Genomic DNA, 24,963 nt, shown 5'->3' with positions numbered 1-24,963 from the left:
CATGTCATGAAAAATGAATCATCAAACAATCTGAAATTAGGAGTCTTCGTTATAGCTGGAATTATTCTTTTTATATTGACCATTTATTTTATTGGCCTTAACAGAAATATATTCGGTACAAACTTTATTTTGCGTTCAGAATTCGAAAATGTAAGCGGATTAAAACAAGGCAGCAATGTACGCCTTTCAGGAATTAACATCGGAACTGTCAGTAAAATAGACTTTATTTCTGATTCATTGGTAATGGTAAAAATGAGCATCAAAAAGAATGTTCAGCGATATATCAAAACAGATGCGGTGGCAAGCATCGCTTCAGACGGTTTGGTTGGTGATAAAGTACTAGTTATTTCTCCGGGAACAGGTTCTTCCAAAGTGGTTGGTAATAACGCAGTAATTGCTTCATATAAAACTACAGAAATTGAAGATGTACTTTTCAGTATCAAAAAAAGTGCAGACAATATTCAGACCGTTACCACCGGCTTGGTTGATTTCACAGCCAAAATGAATAATAAGGATGGTTTATTGGTAAAAGTAATGACCAGTAAAGATTTTGCCAATCAGATAGATAAAACAGTACAAAATATTCAGACGAGCGTGAATGATTTCGCATCATTTACTCCTACCCTTCGCAACAAAGATGGAATCATTAATAAAATATTTACTGATAAAAATTGGAGCGATAATGTAGAAAGCAGTGTTCTTGACTTAAAAAACAGCTCAAGGCAGATCAGAATTTTTGCCGAAAAGCTCAATGATAAAAACAATATACTTTCCAAAATCACTACAAACGATACTTTGGCTGCTTCATTGGAAAAAACACTGGATAATCTGGAGAAATCTTCTGATGATCTAAAAAAATTCACCTCAAAAATCAACAATGAAGAAAACGTTGTTTCCAAATTGGTTGATAACCCCAGATTAGGCAGATCAGTAGATTCCACAATTAATAATATCGGTAAAGGAGTCGATGAACTCAGAGAATTGGAGGCGGCAGCAAGAAATAATTTCTTATTAAAAGGATATTTCAAAAAAAAAGCGGCAAATAAATAAAAGCCTACCCAGTGAAAATTTAAACCCACACGTACTTAATCCTGTAATTAATATAGAGATTTTGCTTACACAACTCCACATCAGATATTCAACAATAATTAATTATTACTTCAAATTATTAATCTTTACAACAAAATAATTCATTAGATAATGAAAATTCATTATTTTAGTAGTAAACTTAAAAACTAAAACCAACGCAAATGTGTAAAATTTTTATTGTTGATGATGACATTTTTTTTGGAGAAATGCTAAAATATCATCTCCAGCTAAATCCTGATTATGAAGTTCTGTTATTCAACAATGCAAAGGACTGCCTTTCCAATCTTTATCTTAATCCAGATATCATTTGTATTGATTTTGGGCTACCAGACATTCAAGGCGATGAACTTTTTATACAGATTAAAAACATATATCCTGATCTCCCGATTATTGTTATCAGCGGACAGGAAAATATTGAAGTTGCCATCAATTTTCTAAAGCTGGGAGCCAAGGATTATATTGTAAAGAATGACCATACAAAAGAACTTTTGTGGAATTCTATCATGAGATTGAAAGAAAACATCAGTTTAAAACAAGAGGTCGAAGATCTTAAAGACGAGCTCGAAAAAAAATATACGTTTGAAAAAACAATCATTGGACAAAGCCATCCCATAAAAAGTATATTTTCTAAAATTAATAAAGCACTTACTTCCAATATCAATGTTTCCATTACCGGAGAAACCGGCACCGGAAAAGAAGTTGTTGCGAAGGCCATCCATTATAATTCATCAAGAAAGAACAAGCCTTTTATCGCTGTCAATATGGCTGCGATTCCTAAAGAACTTGTAGAAAGTGAGTTTTTTGGTCACGAAAAAGGAGCTTTTACAGGTGCAACAGAAAGAGCCAGCGGAAAATTTGAACAGGCCAATGGAGGAACTATTTTTTTAGATGAAATTGCAGAACTTGATCTTAACATTCAAAGCAAACTTCTTCGTGCCTTACAGGAACGAGAGATCACAAGAGTAGGTGGAAAACAGAAAATTGAACTGAACGTAAGGATCATCACAGCTACACATAAGAATCTTGCACAAGAAGTTAAAAAAGGAAATTTTCGTGAGGATCTCTATTACCGGATTATTGGCCTTCCCATTGAACTTCCTCCTTTACGTGAAAGAGATCAGGATGTTTTGATTTTGGCCAAACACTTTATAGATCTTTTCGCAAAGGAAAATAAGAGTAAACCTTTAAGCTTATCTTCAGATGCAAGGAAGAAGCTTCTGGATTATCATTTCCCAGGAAATGTAAGAGAGCTAAAATCCGTTGTTGATTTGGCCTGTGTGATGTGTGACCATCACGAAATTACAGCAGAAGACATTAATTTCTACAATCTAGAAAAAGACTCAGAATCTTTTCTCAATGAACAAAAAACGCTAAAACAATATACCACCGATATTATTTTGCATTTTCTAAAAAAAAATAATAATGATGTCATTAAAACTGCAAAATTATTAGATATAGGCAAATCAACTATATATAATCTTATTAATAACCTTGAAATCGAAAATAACTAGATGAAAGTTGCTAAATTACTTTTTACGGACGGAGAATTCAAATATGAAAGAAATGATGAAAAGCTTAACTATCATGAAGCTCAAATCATTATAGGATATGGAGCCAGAAGTATTATTGAAGAGGATAACTTTTATCTTCTTTTAAAGGAAAAGTTTCCCAATGCAGAGATAGCCCTGTCTTCTTCTTCGGGAGAAATTTTCTGTAATGAAGTCTATGATGATACGGTAGCTTTAACCATAATCAGCTTTTCAACAGCTTACATAAAAACATCACAGATTGATATTGAAGACTTTTCATGCAGCTATGATGCAGGAAAAAAATTAATTGAAAACCTTCCTTCTCAGGATCTTAAATGGGTTTTTATTTTGTCCGATGGCAGTAAGGTTAATGGCAGTCAATTGGTTCGCGGACTTAATGCCAGCCGCCCCGAGGAAGTTTTGATTTCTGGTGGGCTGGCCGGGGATGGAGATAAATTTGAAAAAACTGTAGTTGGACTCAATCAGGTTCCTGAACCCAATAAGATTCTGGCCATTGGATTTTATGGCGCAAACCTGGAATTATCTCATTCTTCAATTGGGGGCTGGGAAAGCTTTGGGCTTGAAAGAGTGGTGACCAAGTCACATGATAATGTTCTTTATGAAATTGATAATAAAAATGCATTAGATCTTTATAAAAAATATTTGGGGAAATACGCCGAAGACCTTCCCGCCTCTGCTCTTCTTTTTCCATTGTCTCTTACAATGCACCAAGATTCTTTATCAGTAGTGAGAACAATTCTTTCCATTAAAGATAACACGATGATTTTTGCCGGAGATTTGCCGGAAGGAAGTAAAGTAAGGTTTATGAAAGCCAACATGGACAGACTTATTGATGCAGCCAATGATGCAGCCAATCAATGTCTTAAAATGAATACACATACTCCTAAACTGGGAATTATTATAAGCTGTGTAGGAAGAAAAATAGTATTGGGAGACAGAATCTATGAAGAAGTGGACATCGTACGTGATGTTTTTAAATCAAGTACTGTACTAACCGGATTTTACTCCTACGGAGAGTTATCTCCTTTAAGCCCGTTCGGCAACTGTGCTCTGCACAATCAGACTATTACCATCACCACAGTTAATGAAATTGAATAGCTATGGAAACCAAATTTCACAATTTACTCGAAAGACAGATCAATAAATATCTTACGGAAGATTGCAAAAATCATCCGCAATTTAAAAATTTCATTCATGCAGTTAATGAATCTTACAAATCCTTTGAAAGAGATAAAGAGCTGATGGACTATGCTTTCAAACAAAGTGAAGAAGAATATCAGGAGCTATATCAAAGTCTTAAAAATGAAAATACACTCAAACATGAGTCTATCAGTAACCTCTATGAATCATTAAAAATTATTGATTCTGATATTGAAATAAAAAAATCGGAAGATCTTAAAGAACTTTCACTGTATCTCTCTGAACAGCTGAGAAAAAGAAAAAGAGCAGAAGATTATATCAAGCAGCAAGAGGAAAAATACCGGAATATTATTGCAAATATGAACTTAGGACTCATTGAAGTAGATAATGATGAAATTATTCGCTATGCTAACCAATGCTTTTGTAATGTGTCAGGGTTTGAACTGGATGAAGTAATGGGTAAAAATCCAAGTACACTCTTTTTGTACGGAGAAAATAACGTCCGGTTTTTACAAGAACAGATAGAACTGAGAAAAAAGGGAATTTCCAGTGTATATCAGCTTCCTGTAAGAAACAAGAGAGGAGAAATAAGATGGTGGGCAGTAAGCGGTGCTCCTAATTATGATGATCAGGGAAATCTGTTAGGCTCCATTGGAATCCACCTTGATATTACTGACCAAAAAAAATTGGAAGAAGAGTTAAAACTTGAAAAAGCAAAAGCACTGGAAGCGTCCAAGGCTAAAGAGGTTTTTCTTGCCAATATGAGCCATGAAATCCGAACACCCCTTAACGGTATCATTGGTTTTCTGAGAGAACTCAAAAGAAGCAACCTTGCTGATGAACCGAAACAATTTGTAGAAAACAGCTATAACGCTTCACAGCACTTATTATCCATTATTAATAACATACTCGATATTTCTAAAATTGAATCCGGAGAAATGTCTTTGGAAATTAAAAGCTTTTCTTTAAAAGACAGTATTCAAAAAGTCACTTCCGTTCTCAAGCCAAAAGCAGAAGAAAAAAAGCTTAAACTTATTACAGATTTCTCTTCAGATATTTTCCCGGTTTTAAAAGGAGATTCTTTAAGACTTGAACAGGTGCTCTATAATATCATTGGTAATTCTTTGAAATTCACCAACGAAGGGTATATCAAAGTTGAAGCTAATGTGCTGAAAAGTTTTTTAAACCAACAGACCATTTCGATCAGCATTACGGATACCGGTATTGGAATGAGTGAAGAATATGTACGCAATATATTCAAAAAATTTAATCAGGAAGACAGTTCAATTTCAAGAAAGTATGGAGGTACAGGTCTGGGAATGTCTATTACCCGGGAACTTGTTCACCTTATGAAAGGAGAAATTAATGTAAAAAGCGAAAAAAACTCAGGAACATGTATTACAATAGTTCTGATTTTAGACAAGGGTGATGAAAAAGCTTTAAAAGAAAGTAATTGGAAAAATCAAAATATTTCTATTGCGGGTACAAAAGTGCTCCTGGTAGAAGATAATCCGCTCAATCAGCTGGTTGCAGAAAGATCTTTGAAACATTTTGAATGTTTCGTTGTCAAAGCTGAAAATGGTAAAATAGCATTAGAAATATTAAGCAAGGAACAATTTGATATTATTCTGATGGATTTACAAATGCCAGAATTGGATGGTATTGAAACAACTAAAATACTGCGAAACGAACTTGGGATTAAAGTCCCTGTGATAGCACTAAGTGCTAATGCTTTTAAAACAGAAATAGACACCTGTATTAATGCAGGAATGAATGACTATATCACAAAACCCTTTAATGAAGAAAATTTACTCAAAGTAATTTACAAGTACGTTAAAATCCCTGAAAATACTATAAAGACAGTGCCGGAGGCAGGCGAAAATTTCTACAACCTTAAAAACATACAGATACTCAGCAGAGGAGATAAAGATTTTATGCGGAAAATGCTGTCAATATTTATTCGACAGACTGAAACAACAATTCCATTAATTCAAAAGGCGTTTGATGAGAAAAACTATGCTGAAATTGCAAAGCTGATCCATAAAATCAAACCTAGTATACAAGCTATAGGAATCACTTCTATTGAAAGTGAAGTAAAGCAGCTTGAACTAATTACTATAGAACAAAATAAAGAATTGCCTGATTTATATTCCTTGTTCGAGAAAATAAAACAGACCCTTGAAATTGTGGTCACTCAATTGAAAGATGAAATAAACCAATCTATTTAATCCAAAATCTAGACATCATTCCATATTATGGAAAAAACACAAATGTAAACAACTAACAAACAACCACTTAACAAAAGGCATGGAAGTAGAAATATTGTTTTTAAATTAAACAAAATGGAAACAAATAATCAAAATTTAAAACTCTTTATTGTGGATGATGACAGTTTTTGTTCAAATGTTTATCAGCAGTATCTGAAAAACCATCATTATGAAGACATTACCTCTTTTAGCTGCGGCGAAGATTGTCTGGACGAACTTTATCAGAAACCGGACATTATTTTTCTGGACCATAATATGGAAGACCTGAATGGATTTGAAGTTCTAAAAAAAATAAAACGTTTTGATCCTAATATTTACGTCATCATGGTTTCCGGGCAGGAAAATATAGATACAGCAGTAAATGCACTTAAATATGGAGCATTTGATTATTTAACGAAAAATATAAATGTCTGTGAGAAAATGGTAAAAACGATAGAAAAAATTTTAAAAATTAAAGAAGAAATGTCTCAAGGCAAACTTAAAGGTTTTCGCAAATTTTTTTCAATGATATTCTAATAATCTATGGTAAAAAAACTCATCATATCAGTTATTTTTCTCTTTCTTCTCAGCTCTTGTAAGACCTATAATGTTCTGGAAGAAGAGCAGGCATCCAGAAATATGCAGGATTTCAGTTTTGATCCGGATTATGAATACAAAATCCGAAAAGATGATAAAATTACGCTTTCTGTATGGGGCCAGGATGATCTAAGTGTAGGTTCTGTATATGGAATTTATAATTCTAACGAGGTTTATGGCAAATGGCTTCTGGTTGATAAACATGGAAATATTGAAATTCCCAGACTGGGAACCACCTTTGTTGTTGGAAAATCGGTTCCTGAATTGAAAGAAGAAATTAAAACCAAGCTAAAAAAATGGCTGGTAAACCCCGTGATTGATGTCAAAGTCCTGAATAAAGAAATAACGGTAATGGGGGAAGTAAGAAATCCAGCTGTTATCCAGGTAGATAAAGATCAGAATACATTACTGGAATTGGTTTCAAAAGCAGGAGGTTTTGAAATGTACGCCAATCTCAGGTTAATAAAAATTTTAAGACAGGAGGGCGAAAATGTGAGGATTACCAATATTGATCTTAGTAAAATGAAAGATGTTCCCAATCAGAATATCATACTTCATCCGGGAGACTATGTAATTGTACCCTCTAAGAAAAGTAAAGATTTTGATAAACGAATCTCCACAATTATTCCATTTGCAACCGTAACCTCTGCTGCTGCAATTTTAATAGGTCTGTTATAAAACTTACACCATGAATAACGAAAATGTTCGGTTTCTCAAACCTCTGTTAAGAGGGCTGCCCATAGTAGTTCTTGCAATGATATTTTCTGTTTTGGCCGTAAAAAAATATCTGAATTACGTTACACCCATGTTTGAAAGCACAGCAAAACTAAAACTTGCCGATACCCAGCAAGGTGTGCCCAGTGCAAATCTTTTTAAAGATTTTGATGTATTCGCATCTTCCAACAAAATCAGTACAGAAATTGAAGTTCTCAAGTCTTCTTCACTCATTGAAAAAACTTTAAAAAAATTATCCTTTTCCACAGAAATATACCGTAAAGGAAAAATGCACTCTGTAGAGCTGTTTACCGACTCTCCAATAAAAATAGAAGCTACATTAAGTGATAAAAAAAACTATGATAAGACATTTTCTTTACATATCATATCATCAAAGAACTATCTGCTGTTTACTTCAGATTCCAAAAAGGAGTTAAAAGGTACTTTCGGAATTCCCGTCAGCATTCCAGGAGGAAGGATACTGATCACAAAAAATGATGATTATCTTCTGTCCAAACCTAATGCACAAATTATTGATTTTTACGATTTTGTATTTTTAAGCAGAGAGAAACTTTTAGAAAAGATTAATAAAAGTCTCGACATTGTTGCCGTTGACAAAGATGTTCCCGTTATCAGAATCAACTTTAAAAGTAATGTCCCAGCCAAAGCAAGTCTTTTTGTAAATACACTGGCTGAAACATATATTGAAGATTATATTGAAAATAAATACCGGGCAGCCAATACTACTGTTGATTTTCTAAAAGGAGAAATCGGACAGGCTAACAATAAATTATCTGAAACAGAAAACCGTATTGAAAATTATAGAAACAAAGAAAATATTATCAATATCCCACAGGAGACTGAAACGGATTTGAGAAAAATAGCCCAGCTAAAAATTCAACAGAGTAATCTCAAAATGAATCTTGACGCCATCAAAAGTCTTAACAGCTATATTACGGAAGGAAAAGATAATTATCTTGATCTGGCCACAAACTTTGAGGCATTCAATGATCTTCTTTCTACCGAAATGGTAAAAAACATGAAACAGCTACAGGCTGAAAAAAAGGAATTATTACTTACCTACACTCCTGAACATGAAAAAGTAAAGATCATTGACACAAAAATTAAAGACCTCACTGATTATCAAACTGAAAGCATACAAAATACCCAGAAAAATTTACAGATAAAATACAATGATATAGAACATGATATTCAGACTGCAGAAAGAGCTTTCATAGGTCTTCCTGAAAAGGAAAAACTATTGAATATCATGAATAGAGAATTTAATCTCTATGAAAAAAACTATAATTTTCTCAATGAAAAAAGAATAGATGCCGAGATCGCAAAAGCTGCAAAGATCTCATTTCATAAAATTATTTCCCGGGGAGAACTGCCACAGGAGCCTGTTTCACCTATGCGTTCCATCATTATTATCGTTGCTGCTATTATGAGTATGGTTGCTTCTATTTTCCTGATTTATGCAGTACATTTTGCCAAAGCCAAGGTGAATGATATTTTCACTATTGAAAAAAACAGTTCCATACCCATAGCATTCACTACTCCATTTATCAAAAAGAAAGAAAAAATAATGCATCATTTTCTGGAAAATGTTTTGGAAATGGAGCTTAAAGAAATAATAAAAGATAAAAGTCAGATTTGTATTACTTCATATGATAAAGCACAGCAGCATACATTTCATGCAAAAAATATCATCAAAGCATTACAACTGCAATCCAGAATAGTTCTGTTAGTAGATGCAGCCGGAACCTTAAGCAATTCAGAAGCAGATCATTACATCAATTTATCAGCCGAGGAAAACCTTAAGCTTACAGCTCAGGATATCAGGAATCTTATTCGTGAAAAAATGAAGGAAAGCAATATCTGCATTATCAATAATCAGTCTATAAAACAAGGCAAGCTACCTTTACTTTTTATGAATATTGCAGATCAGAACCTGTTCATACTTGACAGCAGAAAAACCGCAGCCAAAAACATAACAAACATTGAACTTTTAAAAGACGAATACAAACTTTCCAATCTTTGGTTCGTTTTGAATAAAGAAGGATACAACCCTAGTCTGATAACGACTATTAAACGTATTATAAACAAATATAAATCGTGAAAAGAATCCATGAAATATTTAAAAGCGCCTCTGTGTTGGTTTTTACAGATCAGCTCATATTCAGCGGGAGCAATTTTCTTCTGACCTTTTTACTGGTGAGAAAACTAAGTATTTCTGAATTTGGAATATTTTCATCCATCCTTTTAATAACCTATTTTCTGGTAGGCATTTCTAATGCCTTTATTGTTCAGCCTTTTCAGATTTTATCAGCAAAGAATTTCAGTAAAAAATCACTGGGCTTTGCATTTATGGCTTCATTGGTTTTGATTTCCATGTTCAGCCTTCTTGTTTTTTTTATTACTCTTCTTCCTGTTCCGGCAATAGCATTTGTGAAAAACAATCTTTCTGCCTTAATAGTTTTTGTTTCAGCCTATATTTTACAGGACTTTCTCAGAAAAATATTACTGACCATAGATCATATTAAAATTGTCCTTTTTATCGATACTATCTTTATTATTATTTTCCCTCTACTTGGATTTGAGGCGTCCCTTACTTTATGGAAAAGCTTATATATTATCGGTATTGTAAACATTGCAGCATCTGTTCCCGGCATAGGATACCTTATAAAAAATGCAGATTTCAATCTGAAAAACACCTCACTTTTGCGCTATTACTTTACAGAGGGTAAGTGGCTTTTAAGCGCTTCTGTTCTTCAATGGCTTTCAGGTAATTTCTTCACCCTTGCGGCAGGTGTATACCTAGGAATCAATGCTTTGGGAGCATTAAGGCTTGTTCAATCCTTCTTCGGAATTATCAATATTATCTTACAAACCATTGAAAATTATTACCTTCCTAAAACAGCTCAGCTTTATTATCAAAATAAAAATCAGGAAAAAAAAGAGCTTCTTCTCAAGATAAGGAAGGCTATAGCCCTTTTAACTATTATAATCGTTTGCTTTTTCACCTTTTCAGATTCGTTGATTATTATTCTCGGAGGTGAAAAATACCATCAATATGGATTTGTCATTAAGCTGATCTCAGCTTTATATATTGTAATCCTGTACAGTTATCCAACCCGGATTTCTATCAGAATTTTAGAGCAAAATAAGGCGTTCTTTATCGGATATTGTATATCCTTTGTTTTCTCGGTTCTGAGTTTCCATTTTTTACTAAAATACGGGCAGCTCTATGGCGCTGTAGCCGGATTAGCAGTTAATCAGATTGTAATGATTGTTTACTGGAAAATAATTCTAAACAAAAAACAAATTTCGGTATGGGCATAGTACATTTAATATTAGGAAAAGCGAACCCCGAAAAAATGAACGGCGTTAATAAAGTGGTATATAATATCGCTACAAAACAGGCCGAAAACAAAGGGAATGTAGAAGTATGGGGTGTTTCTGAAAACACAGAAATCAACTATCCAGAAAGGACATTCATAACAAAGATTTTTAAGAAAAAAAGAAATCCTTTTTCTATTCCCGAAGATCTTAAAAAAGAAATTCTGGCCGCTGATCAGGCAACAGTTTTTCATTTTCATGGAGGATGGATTCCCATATTTGCTTCTTTAAGTAAATTTTTAAAGAAAAATAACTACCGATATGTAATAACTCCTCATGGTGCATATAATAGTATTGCCATGAAGAAAAGCAAATATGTAAAAAAAATTTACTTTAAAATATTTGAAAAAAAAGTCATTGAAAACGCTTCTAAAATCCATTGTATAGGAGAAAGTGAAATAGAAGGTCTCAATTCTGTTTTTCCAACCTCAAAAGGTGTTCTGATCACCTATGGCTATGATAGAATAAATACCAGCAATTATTGCAGTAATCTCAAAGAACCTATTATTTTCGGGTTTGTTGGCAGACTGGATATTCATACAAAAGGTCTGGACATTCTCATTGAAAGTTTCGCTGCTTTTTCCAGAAAAAAGCCTAATTCCAAACTTTGGATTGTAGGAGACGGGGCTGAAAAAAATGATCTTATCCATACCATAAAATCATATAATATAAGTGACAAAGTAGAATTGCTGGGAAGTAAGTTCGGAGAAGAAAAAAATAATCTAATCAAAAGAATGCATATTTTCGTGCATCCTTCCAGAAATGAAGGCCTGCCTGTCTCAGTTATTGAAGCCGCCGACTTTGGAAAGCCCTGTATTGTCACCAGAAATACGAACATCGGCCACCTTGTAGAAAAATATGACGCCGGCATTTGTATTCCAACCCCTGATCCTACTCTACTTACGCACTCTTTTATAACAATTTCTGAAGTATGGGAACATCAGAAAAAGTATATCGCCATGTCGGAAAATGCTATACAAATGGTGGAAGAAGCTTTTGACTGGAAAAAAATTCTTGACGATATGAATACTCAACTCTACAATATCTGATATGGAAACCTTATCCCCTAAACATCACCTCTTTCTAAAAAAAACAAATAATCAATTGTTTATTATTCTGCTGCTAATGGTAGCCTGCTTTTTTACGTGGAGTGAAAATGTTGCTATCACAAGGGGAATAAAGATAGTGGGAAGAATGGGGGTTATGATTTCTTCTATTCTTGTTTATCAAAAAATCATCAATTATGGCGGATTAAATTCATTGTCCTATAAAAATATTTTCTCCCCTATCCTGTACATGGGCTATCTGACTTTAGGATTTATATCATTCTCCTGGAGTACCAATCCGGGATTCAGTGCACTGCAATGGTTTATGACTTTTCAGAGTTTTGTCTTTGCTTATTTCTTTGTAAAAAGTTTAAAAATACTGGATATTTATTTTGAAGGCCATAGCATCCGCCTTTATCATCTTTTAGGAAACACTGTATTTGTATTGCAACTTGTCTTTGTTATCGGACTATGGATTGCTCCTGATATCTTTTTCCGTCTTACTGACGGAGGTGAAGAGGCCAGACTTGGCGGTACATTAATGAATCCCAATGAGCTTGGAATGCTTGCCGGTGTGGGTTGTGCCTGTCTTATTTTTGACCTTTACCGTTTTAAAAATAAAATTTGGACTATTATAAAGATCATCATCATTATGTATGCACTTTATATGACGGGATCAAGATCTTCACTTATCGGAATTTTACTCATTATATTTTTCCACGTTAATCAGACCAAGAAAAAAACTTTAAAATTTGCCATTATCGGAGTGGTAGCGATAATAGCTCCCTTTGCGGTTTACAGTATCATTTTAAAGGGTGGCGATCAGTCTCGTCTGGAAGAAGTAATGAGCCTTACAGGGCGACTTCCTTTCTGGAAAGCTTTAATTAATGAAGGATTACCAAGGGAACCACTTTTTGGCTTTGGATTTATGAGAATAGACTATAAAGAGTTTTTTCAGAGCGCCCACACCTATCCGGGAAAAATGACTCATAATACATTCATGCAGGTTCTTATGAATCTTGGTTTTATTGGGCTCACCATTGTTTTTTTTCAGGTCTTTTTTACTCTAAAATCAATAATGTCCCAACCCAAAGAAACAAAACTTATGCTCATTGGAATCCTTATTCCTATTATCATCAATTCTTTTACTGAGTTTGGAATATTTGGAGAAAGCAATTACGGAATTTTATTTTACCAAATTATAATCTTTTCCGTGGCTATTAAAAACAGCAACCATCTTACCAGGCTGCAAAAAATTGTTCTTAAAAGAAAAAGACCTGATCTTATAGAAAAAAATTCCATTCTATAGTTTTTTTTCCATTTTTTGGAAAACACATCTCACTAAAAAACAACACAAACAACACAAATTCAATAACTTAAATAATTGGCAAGATGTTTATATCCTATGTTAATATAAAATAGAACATCATGAGAAACTTATTTAAAAACATAGGATATAAACTGTATCTGAAACAGCAGACAGGAAGTAAAAGAATCTCATTTTCTTATATTCCCAACCAGGATGGAAGTGTACGATGGTTTTGGAATTCGCGATCAAAAAAGCCTTTATTCCTGAAGTTCTATAATATAACAACGATTAAGGGAAAATTATTTGCCTTCGTTGTGCATCTCATATTCTTTCTGAATCTGCAGAAAGTAGTATTCAAAAAAGAGACTTTATATTATACCTCAGAAGAAAACCCTTTATTTGACATCATGAATGATTGGGCCATATTTACCGGAACTCCAGGCCCTAATAACAAAGCCGTTTTATTTGCAGACAAATGCTTCTTCAAAATTGCTGCGACAAAAAATGCAAAAAATCTTATCAATAAAGAATATAAAATCATCACCTACTCCGGAACCAACAGATTGTATTCAACACCTTCTGCATCTTTAATTAATGATTATGTATTAAGGCTTTCTGATATTTCAAATAACGGAAAGAGACAAAAGAAATTCAGTGGAATTCATGCTAAAGCTCTTCAGGGAATCAAAGAAAAATATCAGACTGCCATTAAAATATCCAATTGGAAACATTTCGGCACATTGATAGAAAACTTCACCACAATTGATGATAACCGGATCCCTCCAAATCTGATGCGAAAACTTAAAATGATTCTGGAAAATATTGATAAAGATGAAATGATACACTTATCCTTTTCTCATGGGGATTTTACTCCCTGGAACTGCTGTGTAAAAGATGATATCCTTGGAATATACGATTGGGAACTGGCTTCATTTGAAAAACCTAAAGGATTTGATTTCTTTCACTTTATCATACAGAACAGTATCCTTGTACAGCATATGCCATGGAAAGAAACCTGGACACAAATCAGAAAGCACAATAAAACTGCATTTAATTTTAATGATAATGAACTTAAAAAATATCTGAAATTCTATCTGCTGACCAATGTGCTTTATTACCTGAAATTGTATTCTGAACAAGAACAATGGCATCTTCAGATTCATTGGCTTTTAAAAGTATGGTCGGAGGCCTTGAATATGTATCTTACTGAAATCAAAACCGAACGAGAGCTTCTTATCATGGATATTTTTGATTACTTATATCCTCAGAAATATGCTGCACTGAAATTCCATGATAAAGAACCGGAAAACCTCCCTCTCAACTCTGATATTGATCTTGTTATCTCCTTCCAGGATGCTTCAAAAATGGCTGTATTTCTAAAACAGAACAGTTTGGTCAACAGAATAAAAATTGTCAAAAAATCATTCATGTACAACATAAGGCTTATTACTCATGATCTTAAGATTCTTAATCTGGATCTTATTTATCAGCTGAAGTGGAAACATCTTGAATTTATGGAAACACACAGAATGATAGATCATGCGGAGCAGAACAGATATGGAATTAAAATATCATCTCCACAAGATACGGCAAAATACCTGTATTATTTTTATACCCTAAATAATAGTAAAATTCCGGATTCATATAAAAGTTTTGTATATGAGAATACCTCAGAAACAATAATGAAAAGTAAAACAGAATGTATTACAATGCTGAAAAACAAAGAATGCAACAGAGGATTTTTATTCCTTAAGAATCTCGGCGGCTATTTAAAAGATATTTTTTCAGAAAGAGGATTCATTATTACTTTCAGTGGTGTAGATGGTGTTGGAAAATCAACGGTTATTTCTGAAGTTTCGGAGCTCATTGAAAAACGCTACCGAAGACCTGTAAAAGTTCTCAGACACAGACCTTCTCTCCTTCCGATATTGAGTGTATTTACAAAGGGAAAAGAAAAAGCGCATCAGGATATTGTAAATTCTCTGCCAAGACAAGGTAAGAATGATCATTTTTTCTCCTCATTGTTAAGATTTACATATTACTATGCAGATTATATTATTGGACAATTTATTATTTATCTGAAATATGTGTTAAGAGGAAAAATTGTATTGTATGACAGATATTATTTTGATTTTATTGCAGATAGTAAAAGAAGCAATATCAAACTTCCGGAAGGCATCACAGAAAACGGATATCATCTGCTATTAAAACCCAAATTTAATTTTTTTCTGTATGCTGCTCCCGAAAAAATTCTGGGCAGAAAAAAAGAACTTTCCTATCATTCAATATGTGCTTTGACAGCATCATACGGCAGATTATTCTCAAAACTGGAAAAAAAAGATCCGAAGATCAAATATCTTTCCATCGAAAATAATGATTTGGACACCACTTTAGGTACTATAATGAACACTATAATTGCTGCAAAATGAAAACAATTGTTGAAAAAATCATAAAGCTCAGAAATCCGGACTTTACTTTAGATAAGGCATTAAACTCCGGAGCCGTATTCCTGCTGATTTGGGTTCAGTTCTGGAGTCTCATCAGAGGACTGAAGACGATATTCTTTTTAAGAAATCCAAAAGGAATGCTTTTGGGAAAACGTGTAGGATTCTTCAATGTTTCAAAAATACAATGGGGAAAATTTCTGAGATTAGGGAATGACGTTTATATTTCTGCACTGGCTAAACAGGGGATAGAATTTGGAAATAATGTTTCTATAGGAGCTTTCAGCAGAATTATAGTTTCTACTTCATTAAATAATATTGGAGAAAAAATAAAAATTGGAAATAACGTAGGAATTGGAGAATTTGCTTATCTCGGAGGTTCCGGAGGTCTTGAAATTGGTGACGACTGTATTGTAGGACAATACCTTAGCTGCCATCCGGAAAATCACAATTATGAAGATCCTGATATTTCCATAAGACATCAGGGCGTGAATCGAAAAGGAATTAAAATAGGCAAAAACTGTTGGATTGGCAGTAAAGTTACAATTTTGGACAGCGTAGAAATTGGCTCCGGCTGTATTTTAGCAGCAGGAAGTGTTATTACAAAATCATTTCCAGACAACAGTATTATAGGAGGTGTACCTGCAAAACTAATAAAAATGAGAACTTATGATGACTACCAATCAGATTATACTGGCGACTTGCTATGCCGTAAATCCCTATAAAGGTTCGGAAGATGCCATGGGCTGGAATTTTGTATATCAGATTGCCCGGTTCCGAAAAGTGATTGCCATTACAAGAGAAAATAATAAAATCCATATTGAAAAATATATGGCAGAAAATCCTGATCCTGTATATATGAATATCCAATTCCTTTATTTTGATCTTCCTTACTGGATGCGCTTCTGGAAAAAAGGAAATCTCGGTGCCATGCTTTATTACTATCTGTGGCAAAAGAAAGTTGTCTCTTTTATCAAAAAACAAAAACTGGATTTTGATATTGTTCATAATGTCAACTTTCATAATGATTGGACGCCAAGCTTTTTATGGAAACTTAATAAGCCTATGGTTTGGGGACCGGTAGGACATCATCCTCTGATTCCAAAACAATATCTGAAAGATTATTCAATACAATATTTAATTAAAGACCGTCTTATCTGGCTGATCAAAAATTGCTTTTGGAAATTTTCCGTATCACTAAGAAATACAATTGAGCATTCAGATCATATTTGGTGTATGAATAGCAGTGTTCCGGAAAAACTGAAGCAAGGTAAAGGCCAATACTCACTTTATCCTTCAGTAGCATCAGAAGACTTTTTCCAGAAAAAAGAACTACTTCCAAAATCAGACTTTAAGATAATCAGCGTAGGAAGGTTCGTTCCCTTAAAAGGGTTTGATTTAACAATAAAATCTTTTGCCCAATTCATTAATCAAATTTCAGAAAAAGATAAAGCATTATGCAAACTTACTCTTATTGGAACGGGGGAACAGAAAAAATCTTACCAGTCCCTTATCAGCAGTCTTGAAATGAATAATTTCATTGAAATAATAGAATGGATTGACCGGAAAGAACTCATGAAAATCTATGAACAATCATCAGTATTTTTATTTCCGTCACATGAAGGGGCAGGAATGGTAGTTCCGGAAGCACTCTCATTTGGATTACCTGTGGTATGTCTTGAAAATGAAGGCCCTGGAGAGTTCATCAATCGTACCTGTGGCTTTGCAATTCCACAGCAGGAATACAATGAAACCATTGAGAAGCTCAGCTATGCATTACTAAGGCTTTTTCTGGAAAAAAATCTAAGGAAAGAAATGAGTACCGGGGCAAGAAAACATTATCTGGAAAGATTTTCCTGGGAAAAAAGAGGTGAATATCTGAATACAATTTATAATCAAATCTGAAATGAAAAGAATTGTTGCCATCCATTTATTAAATGATTATAGCGGAAGTCCAAAGGTACTGATGCAGTTATTAAAAGCCTGGACAAAAAATAGTATGGAAACCCATCTTTTTACTTCAGGTGGAAGAAAAGGTTTTCTTTCTGATATTTCTAAAGTGAGAAATCATTATTTCTGGTATCGCTTTTCACCCAATCCTGTCACAAGAATATGTAATTTCTTTCTCTGTCAGTTTCTATTAATGATAAAGCTTTTGTTTTTCCTGAAAAGAAAAGATATTCTCTATATCAATACTGTGCTTCCTTTTGGAGCGGCTATTGCCGGAAAAATAAAAGGCTGCAAAGTAATCTATCATATCCACGAAACTTCAATCAAGCCTGCTATTTTTAAGAATTTGCTTTTTGGAATAGCAAAATTTACAGCCCATAAGATTGTTTTTGTTTCAGAATTTCTTTTGAGGCAGGAATCTCTTATCAACAACTAGGTTCTTCTTTACAATGTATTGGAACATGATTTTGTTGAAAAAGCAGACCAATTTCAAAATCATCAAAATACAGTTCCAGTGGTTTTAATGATATGCTCTTTAAAAATATACAAAGGGGTAAACGAGTTTTTGCAGCTGGCACAACAAAATTCACAATATATTTTCAAACTGGTAGTCAATGCTTCAGAGCAGGAAATTTTAGATTATTTCAGGATGAAAGAAATTCCAAAAAATCTGAAAATCTATCCTACTCAGGTTGACACTCATATTTTTTACCGTGAGGCTGATTTAGTGGTCAATCTATCTCATCCCGATCTTTGGGTTGAAACATTTGGATTAACTATTCTGGAAGGAATGCGATATCGTCTTCCTGCTATTGTTCCGCCAATTGGCGGCGTTACGGAGCTTGTGAAAAATGGTGAAAATGGTTTTTGGGTTAATTCTAAAAATATAAATGAGCTATCTGAAAAAATAAACTATATATTAAAAGATAGAATTATTTATCAATCTTTCAGTGATGCAGCTTATGCTAAAAGTCTGATGTTCTCGGAGGAGTATTTTGAGAAAGAATCAATCCATATTATTTCCAGTTTATAACAGATTTTCCATTTTTTGGAATTATGCGCAAGTATTTATAAAAATAAAATACTGATTATCAATAAATTACAATTAAGTTTACTTTTGGAACATGAATAGTTATACTCTTTTTAAATATAACTAATTATGAAAACAAAAGTAGCAATTATCGGAACCGTTGGCTTACCTGCCAATTATGGAGGATTTGAAACTTTAGCTGCTCATCTTGTAGAAGAGCTCTCAGATACCTATGATTTTACAGTATACTGTTCCTCAAAAAAATACCCAGAAAAAGAAAGGAGCGAAAGCTGGAAAGGAGCCAGACTAAAATATATTCCTCTAGACGCCAATGGAGTTCAGAGTATTGCATATGATACATGGTCTATTATTCATTCATTATTTTACTGTGATGTTTTACTGATTTTAGGGGTAGCCGGAGCCTGGCTTCTTCCATTTGTAAAACTGTTTACCAGTAAAAAAATCATTATTTCCATAGATGGTATCGAATGGAAGAGAGATAAATGGTCATTAGCAGCCAAGTTATATTTATGGTGGGCAGAAAAACTGGCAGTACAGTTTTCTGATATTGATATTTCTGATAATGAATCTATTCAGGATTATACTTCTTTAAGATATAAAACAATCAGCAGGGTAATAGAATATGGTGCAGACCACACAAAAGTAAATTTGGTTCCCACATCAAAAAATATTGAAGAATATCCTTTTTTACTGGGTGAGTACGCCGTAAAAGTGTGCAGAATAGAACCAGAGAATCACGTTCACACTATTTTAAAAGTATTCAGCGAATTTCCTGGCCGCAAGCTCGTAATGGTTGGTAACTGGAAGAATAGTCAATATGGTGTGGAATTGAAACAGCAATATTCAGATTTCGAAAATATTCATCTTTTAGATCCAATTTATGAGCAAGAGACAATAGATCTTATTCGCGGAAATGCTTCGCTTTATATTCACGGTCATTCTGCAGGAGGTACCAATCCTTCTTTAGTGGAAGCTATGTTTTTAGGACTACCGGTTATCAGCAATGGTGTTTCTTACAACAGAACAACTACAGAAAATCAGGCATTCTATTTTTCAAATGCAGAAGAATTAAAAAATATTTTGGCTCAACTGAAAAATGAAGATCTTCAAAATTGTGCAATCAGGATGAAGCAGATAGCGGAAAGAAGATATATCTGGAAAAAAATCGCAAAAAAATACCATAATCTTATTGAAGAAACATTTACTGCAAAAAACAAAGCAAAAGTATATCCTGTAATTTGTAACCTGGAGAAAAAAATCCTTGAAAAGTACAACTTAGAACATCTGAAAAACATACAGTTATTCAATAATCCCAATGAACCCATTTAAAACAAAGTACCATGAAAAATTTTATAGAACTATTAATATCGGGAACCCTTGCCTTCATTTTATCAATCTGTATAATCCCCGTAATGAGAATCATTGCCCAAAAATTTAGATTGGTAGACGTTCCCAATACAAGAAAAATACATTACACTCCTATTCCATTAATTGGAGGTCTGGCTATTGGAATGATTATTTTACTATTAATTGAAATTTCCGCAGATAAAGGCTGGAGAATAATACTTCCAATTATTGTAACCTCTTATATTTTACTTCTGGTGGGAACTCTAGATGATAAAACTGATATTAAAGCCATTTATAAACTAATCATTCAAGTTTGTGTAAGTATCATTATAGCGACTTCCGGAATAAGAATTTCATCTTTATACGGATTGTTCGGAATCTATGAAATTAATACATACTTCCAGTATCTGCTCACTGTTTTGGTTATCGTAACAGCAGTTAATGCTTTTAATCTTATAGATGGTGTGGATGGGCTTGCAGGTAGTGTAGCAGGAATAGGATTTGTTTTGTTCTTTATTATCATGTTAATAGAAGGCAACTTAGGGCTGGCAAGAGTAGCTATACTTTTTGTTGGAAGTATTATAGCTTTTCTAAAATATAATCTTTCTCAGAAAAATAAAATTTTCTTAGGAAATTCAGGCTCGCTATTTTTAGGATATTTATTGATATGTCTGGGAATTTTCATCACAAAGTTTGATAACAATACAACAACTTTTCCTTATGGAGTATTTTTTATACTTTTTGTATTTACTATTCCCGTAATTGATTCTATACGAGTGTATACTGATAGAATATTAAGAGGAAAATCACCTTTCAAAGCAGATAAAACCCATATCCATCATCTTCTTCTTTTATTAGGTTTTTCTCATAAAAAAATAAGTATTACTTTTATTTTGATTAATGTTCTGACATTTCTCGTTCAATATGTTTTTTTTAAAAGCTACTCTATTTATTCTTCATTAATCTCCTTTTTTATATTTATAGCTGTTTTCAAAATCATTAAAAGCATTAATCATTTCCTGAGCTGGAAAAAAAGGATAAAAGAATTAGAGTACAACTAAGATTGTTTCATTTATTCACTGTCATTTTTTGGAATCTCTTGTATAAACTGCTCTATCACTAATTATAAAATAAGATGCTGCGAGCACTTTAGTAGAAACCCTTCATGAGAATAACTAAGGGCAAGTAATAAACAAAGAAAGCAAGGATGCTCTGTTTCTCCGGATGAGCAAAAAGTAATTGGCTTCATCATGATTTATAAAACTTCTAACATCTTTTAAAAGCAGTAAAAGCTAAAAAGTCAATTGAAAACTAACTGTTGTTATACATATTTAAAATCTTACAATAAAATTGCGCAAAATTTTATTGTAGAGAATTACTTATAAAAATGAGCTTTTTAGAGTCCAATCATCAATAAAGTGATTGGATATGATGTAGTTCTACATTGCTTTTGTATAGTAATTCAACACTTATAATAAGAGTAGAATACTTTTAAAGACCTTATAAATTTAGAATAAAAAACAATACAAATTATCTCTAAAAATAAAAGACATAAAATTTATCAATACAAATCACATCAAATCACTATTTTTTCCTTTGTAGGGAAAAATAGTGATTTTAATCCATAAAAAAACTACAAAGAAATAATCCTTGTAGTTTTTCTGTGTTTTTAGAATCGCTGAACCTTAACATAAAAGCCGCTATTTAATTTTGGAATTTTACAAAATCCAGATAAAAAGAAGGGTTTCCAGCATTGAATGAGGTCGGAACTACTCCATTTGTTTTACCAGCTAACACAGTGTAGGTTCCTGGTGTAGCAAAATATAATACACGGTTCTGATCTCTTGGAAACATGAATGCAGCAGTGTTTGAGCCACAGTAGCTTCTCCAGACATCACCAATACCGTTAATATAAAAAAAGTAATCATTACAATCAGAATTGATCGCAACTCCACATCGGAAAAAATACCATCCTTTTGCAGGGATAGTTACCTGAACTCCCGTATTTAATCCTGCAGCTCCAGTTCCGCCTGTATAAGGATTTATTAATGTCCCGGTATATGGTGTCCAATTATTGGCGAACGCTGTAGTAACAGTGGATGACCATGTTGCCAAACCATTGGCATCACTTGTGAGGACATACCCCAACTGCTGAGTACCATCTTTAATTTGAAGAGCACCGTTGGTAGTCCCATTATCAATAATAACTTTTGCATTTGATGCACCCGCGGGCACCGTATTGGTCCCCATCAGGACTTTTCCTGTACCATTAATACTTAAATTGTTTCCCGCCATTGTTATATCTGTAGCTTGTGAGAGGGTTCCTCCCAGTTTTACATCTGTACCTGATAATGTAAGACCATTGCTTGCGGTAATATTGTTATTAATAATCGTTGTTCCTCCGTTTCCATTCCCTCCAGCAAGCTCTGTAACAGTCATAAATCCTATCTGAGGATTCAACTGAGCTGTTCCTGCTCCTCCTAATCGTACTTTTACAGAGGTATCCACTGTAGGTCTGTAAATAGCATAGGCTTCTGGCTGGCCTCCTATTGAAGTGGCAGGATAATTATTTATCGCATCAACAACACCGGTGGTACTGGAGGGAAGAACAGAATTATTTGAAGCATCAACCCACTCATAGACAAAGAAACCTCCAGCTAGTGAGAACTCTGTAGCATGCAGTTGGCAACGGAGAACATAGGTTTTCCCGGCTTTCAAATTAAAAACACCGGCATTATAAGTAATATTATTGGCTGCAATTACAGACCCAAATGTAACGTCCGACCCTGTAGATACTGTTTGAATAGCGTTTGGTTTTACAATAATATAATCTCCTGTAGAAGAACTTCCTTTTGAAAGGATTTCCCATGTAGAAGAAGCTCCTGTAAGCCCGGTATTGATTAATTCTACACTTTGATTTGCTGGTACAAGAACATTGGGATTTCCATTAATAGTCTCGGGAGATGCAGAATTTACTGTAATACTAAAGTTTGTATTATTTTTAATCCTATAAATACGCCCTTTATAATTCCCAGCCCCACTGACTGCGGAAGGGAGATTAAAAACCGCATTGGAAACACCATTATAAGAAACATGGAAATCTGATGAGTTCAAATTATAAGAATTTGTAATAACAGCATTATAATTTGCTGCTAATGATCCATTAATATCCATAGTGGAACCTGGATTTGCAGTATTAATACCAACATTTCCTGCCTGGGCAAAAGCAAAAGTAGAGCTTAAAGCTAATACTGCTATAAATAATTTTGTATAAATTTTAACCATTCATTATTGTTTTACATATCATAATTGATATTATTACGGGGTAAAGGTATGCTAATAGAGATGTAAAAATTCTTCGAATGCCGTGGAAATACATGTACAGGCTTGTGGAAAAATATCCACAAATATTAATATCAAAGAATAGGCTGTATCATATAACAAAATCATACAACCTTAAAAACTAAAGTCCGTTATTCTGGACTTGTAACTGGTATTCTTTTATGACTGGCGTCATAAAGTAATTTTTTATTATTTCACTATATTTGGAATAATAAAACTAACCCCATGAAATAAGCCAACATAAAGACTTGTTAAACTAAAAATGATTAAAGATTACCAAAGATTATGAAAGACTTATTTTCATTAAACGGAAAGAAAAAGGATCATGTGATTACGCACTTAAAAAAAGAGATGTATTCATTGATCGAAAATGATAACTGGATTACAGTTACGATTAAAAAGTGGTTTCATACAATGATCGTATCCTATTTGATTTGCAATGGTTTAGTTACTTTAACGATTGTAAGAACAAAATTCACTCCATTTTACGAAAAATATACCGTTTTGTAATTATTTCTTTTTGAGAATAGAGTTATAAGATCTTAAATTCTTTATTATTTAAAAACAACACTGAAATGAAATTAAAAATATTATCCATCGTTTGGGGCGTTGCGGATTTGAACAGAGCAATTGCATTTTGGTGTGAAGCTTTGCACTACAAAATAAAGAATGAGCCTGATGTTGACTTTGCCATTCTGATACCAAAGGAAGGAGATGGAATGCAGTTATCATTAAAATTAACCAGTTCGGAACAGCCAAAGAGACATCATATGGACCTGATAACTGATAATCAGCGGCAGGAAGTAGAGCGGCTTCTTAGTATTGGGGCTGGAAAGATGCCAGGCTGGAATTACGAAGATGATGCTGACTATGTAGTTCTTCTTGATCCCGAAGGAAATTCATTTTGCGTAGTACAGCAAAACAATGATATCTGAAAGGCATCTATTCTGTAACCCATTCTTCACGAAGAACTGCATAAATAATATCATCAACCCATTTATTTTTCCAGAACAGACTTTTCACAAAATGCCCTTCTTTTCTTAAACCAATTCTTTCCATCAGTTGAAGAGAAGCAGTGTTGTCAGGATCTACGGAAGCTGTAATTCTGTGTTTTTGTAAATCATTAAAAAGAAAATCAATGGTACCTTTTAAAGCCTCAGAAGCATACCCTTTACCCTGAAATGAGGTGTTTAAGGTAATTCCAAGTTCTACCTGTACATTTTCATCTCCAATAAAATGAATTCCGATATCTCCAATGACTGCTTTTGTTTCTTGATCAGTAATCAACAGCTGATACCAGCTTTCAGGTTGGTTGAATTCAGTTGTGTTTCTTTGGATAAAACTTTCCACTTCTTCCAGGGTTTCAGGAATCCAGCCTTGAAATTTATTGGCTTCGGCATCTGAGCGGTAATCGAAAATATCCTGTTTGTCATCAATCGTAATATCCCGAAGAACTAATCTTTTTGTATAGAGTTGCATGATTGTATTATAATTTCAGACAAAAATAGGTTAATTAGGAATTTATTCTAGGGATAATGATGGATTTTTATGGTCATTGAGCCTATTTCCATTAATTTTAATTCAATAAAAATTATAAAATAGTTGCAAATATCATTTAAATACTTACTTTTGTATCGCCTTACAAAAAAACGGGGGATTGGCGCAGTTGGCTAGCGCGTTTGACTGGCAGTCAAAAGGTCACGGGTTCGAATCCCGTATTCTCCACTTAGTGCAAT

At 33.5% G+C, this 24,963-nt stretch carries 21 protein-coding genes and 1 tRNA gene; 20 read left to right on the top strand and 2 right to left on the bottom strand.

Annotated features, from left to right (window positions below):
* The first annotated feature begins 6 nt into the window (after positions 1-6).
* The 17 genes from PZ898_RS02450 to PZ898_RS02370 all read left to right on the top strand — a co-directional run bounded on the left by PZ898_RS02450 (position 7) and on the right by PZ898_RS02370 (position 20,946).
* Positions 7-1,050: an MlaD family protein gene (locus PZ898_RS02450; protein WP_277694692.1), complete on the top strand. Its 1,044-nt coding sequence runs from the start codon at positions 7-9 to the stop codon at positions 1,048-1,050.
* A gap of 200 nt (positions 1,051-1,250) precedes the next feature.
* Complete coding sequence (locus PZ898_RS02445; protein ID WP_062669961.1) at positions 1,251-2,600, top strand: sigma-54 dependent transcriptional regulator; 1,350 nt, start codon at positions 1,251-1,253, stop codon at positions 2,598-2,600.
* Positions 2,601-3,737: an FIST N-terminal domain-containing protein gene (locus PZ898_RS02440; RefSeq protein WP_277694691.1), complete on the top strand. Its 1,137-nt coding sequence runs from the start codon at positions 2,601-2,603 to the stop codon at positions 3,735-3,737.
* 2 nt (positions 3,738-3,739) lie between these two features.
* On the top strand, positions 3,740-6,007 hold the full coding sequence (locus PZ898_RS02435) for a response regulator (RefSeq protein ID WP_277694690.1): 2,268 nt from the start codon (positions 3,740-3,742) through the stop codon (positions 6,005-6,007).
* 114 nt (positions 6,008-6,121) lie between these two features.
* A complete protein-coding gene (locus PZ898_RS02430; RefSeq protein ID WP_062669968.1) occupies positions 6,122-6,562 on the top strand; it encodes a response regulator in 441 nt (146 codons plus the stop codon).
* Between the two features lie 6 nt (positions 6,563-6,568).
* Positions 6,569-7,300, top strand: coding sequence for a polysaccharide biosynthesis/export family protein (locus PZ898_RS02425; protein WP_062669970.1), 732 nt, complete (start codon positions 6,569-6,571; stop codon positions 7,298-7,300).
* Positions 7,301-7,310: 10 nt separating this feature from the next.
* Entirely contained in the window at positions 7,311-9,458 is a 2,148-nt protein-coding gene (locus PZ898_RS02420; RefSeq protein WP_277694689.1) for a hypothetical protein, read from the top strand.
* Positions 9,455-10,681, top strand: coding sequence for a hypothetical protein (locus PZ898_RS02415; RefSeq protein WP_277694688.1), 1,227 nt, complete (start codon positions 9,455-9,457; stop codon positions 10,679-10,681). Before PZ898_RS02420 ends, PZ898_RS02415 begins: the two co-directional genes overlap by 4 nt.
* Positions 10,672-11,787, top strand: a complete 1,116-nt coding sequence (locus PZ898_RS02410; protein WP_120230971.1) for a glycosyltransferase family 4 protein — start codon at positions 10,672-10,674, stop codon at positions 11,785-11,787. The genes PZ898_RS02415 and PZ898_RS02410 overlap by 10 nt, the downstream gene beginning before the upstream one ends.
* A gap of 1 nt (position 11,788) precedes the next feature.
* Positions 11,789-13,093 carry an O-antigen ligase family protein gene (locus PZ898_RS02405; protein WP_277694687.1) on the top strand — a complete coding sequence of 435 codons (1,305 nt, stop codon included), beginning with the start codon at positions 11,789-11,791 and terminating at the stop codon, positions 13,091-13,093.
* A gap of 119 nt (positions 13,094-13,212) precedes the next feature.
* Complete coding sequence (locus PZ898_RS02400; RefSeq protein WP_062669981.1) at positions 13,213-15,522, top strand: hypothetical protein; 2,310 nt, start codon at positions 13,213-13,215, stop codon at positions 15,520-15,522.
* Positions 15,519-16,262 (top strand): acyltransferase, encoded by a 744-nt coding sequence (locus PZ898_RS02395; RefSeq protein ID WP_062669982.1) that lies wholly within the window; start codon positions 15,519-15,521, stop codon positions 16,260-16,262. The genes PZ898_RS02400 and PZ898_RS02395 overlap by 4 nt, the downstream gene beginning before the upstream one ends.
* Positions 16,207-17,442: a glycosyltransferase family 4 protein gene (locus PZ898_RS02390; protein WP_277694686.1), complete on the top strand. Its 1,236-nt coding sequence runs from the start codon at positions 16,207-16,209 to the stop codon at positions 17,440-17,442. Before PZ898_RS02395 ends, PZ898_RS02390 begins: the two co-directional genes overlap by 56 nt.
* Position 17,443: 1 nt before the next feature.
* The gene (locus tag PZ898_RS02385) at positions 17,444-17,923 is read left to right on the top strand and encodes a glycosyltransferase (protein WP_277694685.1); all 480 of its coding nucleotides are present in this window, start codon (positions 17,444-17,446) and stop codon (positions 17,921-17,923) included.
* 87 nt (positions 17,924-18,010) lie between these two features.
* On the top strand, positions 18,011-18,520 hold the full coding sequence (locus PZ898_RS02380; protein ID WP_277695594.1) for a glycosyltransferase: 510 nt from the start codon (positions 18,011-18,013) through the stop codon (positions 18,518-18,520).
* A 126-nt stretch (positions 18,521-18,646) separates the two neighbouring features.
* Positions 18,647-19,867: a DUF1972 domain-containing protein gene (locus tag PZ898_RS02375; RefSeq protein ID WP_277694684.1), complete on the top strand. Its 1,221-nt coding sequence runs from the start codon at positions 18,647-18,649 to the stop codon at positions 19,865-19,867.
* An 11-nt stretch (positions 19,868-19,878) separates the two neighbouring features.
* The gene (locus PZ898_RS02370) at positions 19,879-20,946 is read left to right on the top strand and encodes an MraY family glycosyltransferase (RefSeq protein ID WP_277694683.1); all 1,068 of its coding nucleotides are present in this window, start codon (positions 19,879-19,881) and stop codon (positions 20,944-20,946) included.
* A 643-nt stretch (positions 20,947-21,589) separates the two neighbouring features.
* On the opposite strand, the gene PZ898_RS02365 is transcribed toward PZ898_RS02370, so the two are convergent.
* Positions 21,590-23,170 carry a hypothetical protein gene (locus tag PZ898_RS02365; protein ID WP_277694682.1) on the bottom strand — a complete coding sequence of 527 codons (1,581 nt, stop codon included), beginning with the start codon at positions 23,168-23,170 and terminating at the stop codon, positions 21,590-21,592.
* 342 nt (positions 23,171-23,512) lie between these two features.
* Here PZ898_RS02365 and PZ898_RS02360 point away from each other — a divergent pair, with 342 nt between their 5' ends.
* Positions 23,513-23,737 carry a hypothetical protein gene (locus PZ898_RS02360; RefSeq protein WP_277694681.1) on the top strand — a complete coding sequence of 75 codons (225 nt, stop codon included), beginning with the start codon at positions 23,513-23,515 and terminating at the stop codon, positions 23,735-23,737.
* Positions 23,738-23,802: 65 nt separating this feature from the next.
* On the top strand, positions 23,803-24,162 hold the full coding sequence (locus tag PZ898_RS02355; RefSeq protein ID WP_062669996.1) for a VOC family protein: 360 nt from the start codon (positions 23,803-23,805) through the stop codon (positions 24,160-24,162).
* A 7-nt stretch (positions 24,163-24,169) separates the two neighbouring features.
* On the opposite strand, the gene PZ898_RS02350 is transcribed toward PZ898_RS02355, so the two are convergent.
* Positions 24,170-24,706, bottom strand: a complete 537-nt coding sequence (locus PZ898_RS02350) for a GNAT family N-acetyltransferase (RefSeq protein WP_123278339.1) — start codon at positions 24,704-24,706, stop codon at positions 24,170-24,172.
* Between the two features lie 172 nt (positions 24,707-24,878).
* On the opposite strand from PZ898_RS02350, the gene PZ898_RS02345 reads away from it, so the two are divergent.
* Positions 24,879-24,952 (top strand) — tRNA-Ala (locus PZ898_RS02345).
* Positions 24,953-24,963 lie beyond the last annotated feature (11 nt).

Origin of the sequence: Chryseobacterium sp. WX, assembly GCF_029542485.1 — a bacterium.
Lineage (GTDB): Bacteria > Bacteroidota > Bacteroidia > Flavobacteriales > Weeksellaceae > Chryseobacterium > Chryseobacterium cucumeris.
Note: the sequence above shows the minus strand (reverse complement) of the source record. Positions and strands in the feature narration are given on the sequence as shown.

Excerpts from the sequence above, each read along its gene's own strand:
- PZ898_RS02375 (WP_277694684.1), top strand. The coding sequence starts at position 18,647 with ATGAAAACAAAAGTAGCAATTATCGGAACCGTTGGCTTACCTGCCAAT.
- PZ898_RS02405 (WP_277694687.1), top strand. The coding sequence starts at position 11,789 with ATGGAAACCTTATCCCCTAAACATCACCTCTTTCTAAAAAAAACAAAT.
- PZ898_RS02360 (WP_277694681.1), top strand. The coding sequence starts at position 23,513 with ATGAAAGACTTATTTTCATTAAACGGAAAGAAAAAGGATCATGTGATT.
- PZ898_RS02425 (WP_062669970.1), top strand. The coding sequence starts at position 6,569 with ATGGTAAAAAAACTCATCATATCAGTTATTTTTCTCTTTCTTCTCAGC.
- PZ898_RS02385 (WP_277694685.1), top strand. The coding sequence starts at position 17,444 with ATGAAAAGAATTGTTGCCATCCATTTATTAAATGATTATAGCGGAAGT.
- PZ898_RS02445 (WP_062669961.1), top strand. The coding sequence starts at position 1,251 with ATGTGTAAAATTTTTATTGTTGATGATGACATTTTTTTTGGAGAAATG.
- PZ898_RS02355 (WP_062669996.1), top strand. The coding sequence starts at position 23,803 with ATGAAATTAAAAATATTATCCATCGTTTGGGGCGTTGCGGATTTGAAC.
- PZ898_RS02365 (WP_277694682.1), bottom strand. The coding sequence starts at position 23,170 with ATGGTTAAAATTTATACAAAATTATTTATAGCAGTATTAGCTTTAAGC.
- PZ898_RS02420 (WP_277694689.1), top strand. The coding sequence starts at position 7,311 with ATGAATAACGAAAATGTTCGGTTTCTCAAACCTCTGTTAAGAGGGCTG.
- PZ898_RS02435 (WP_277694690.1), top strand. The coding sequence starts at position 3,740 with ATGGAAACCAAATTTCACAATTTACTCGAAAGACAGATCAATAAATAT.
- PZ898_RS02380 (WP_277695594.1), top strand. The coding sequence starts at position 18,011 with ATGATATGCTCTTTAAAAATATACAAAGGGGTAAACGAGTTTTTGCAG.
- PZ898_RS02430 (WP_062669968.1), top strand. The coding sequence starts at position 6,122 with ATGGAAACAAATAATCAAAATTTAAAACTCTTTATTGTGGATGATGAC.
- PZ898_RS02400 (WP_062669981.1), top strand. The coding sequence starts at position 13,213 with ATGAGAAACTTATTTAAAAACATAGGATATAAACTGTATCTGAAACAG.
- PZ898_RS02395 (WP_062669982.1), top strand. The coding sequence starts at position 15,519 with ATGAAAACAATTGTTGAAAAAATCATAAAGCTCAGAAATCCGGACTTT.
- PZ898_RS02410 (WP_120230971.1), top strand. The coding sequence starts at position 10,672 with ATGGGCATAGTACATTTAATATTAGGAAAAGCGAACCCCGAAAAAATG.
- PZ898_RS02350 (WP_123278339.1), bottom strand. The coding sequence starts at position 24,706 with ATGCAACTCTATACAAAAAGATTAGTTCTTCGGGATATTACGATTGAT.
- PZ898_RS02370 (WP_277694683.1), top strand. The coding sequence starts at position 19,879 with ATGAAAAATTTTATAGAACTATTAATATCGGGAACCCTTGCCTTCATT.
- PZ898_RS02390 (WP_277694686.1), top strand. The coding sequence starts at position 16,207 with ATGATGACTACCAATCAGATTATACTGGCGACTTGCTATGCCGTAAAT.
- PZ898_RS02440 (WP_277694691.1), top strand. The coding sequence starts at position 2,601 with ATGAAAGTTGCTAAATTACTTTTTACGGACGGAGAATTCAAATATGAA.
- PZ898_RS02450 (WP_277694692.1), top strand. The coding sequence starts at position 7 with ATGAAAAATGAATCATCAAACAATCTGAAATTAGGAGTCTTCGTTATA.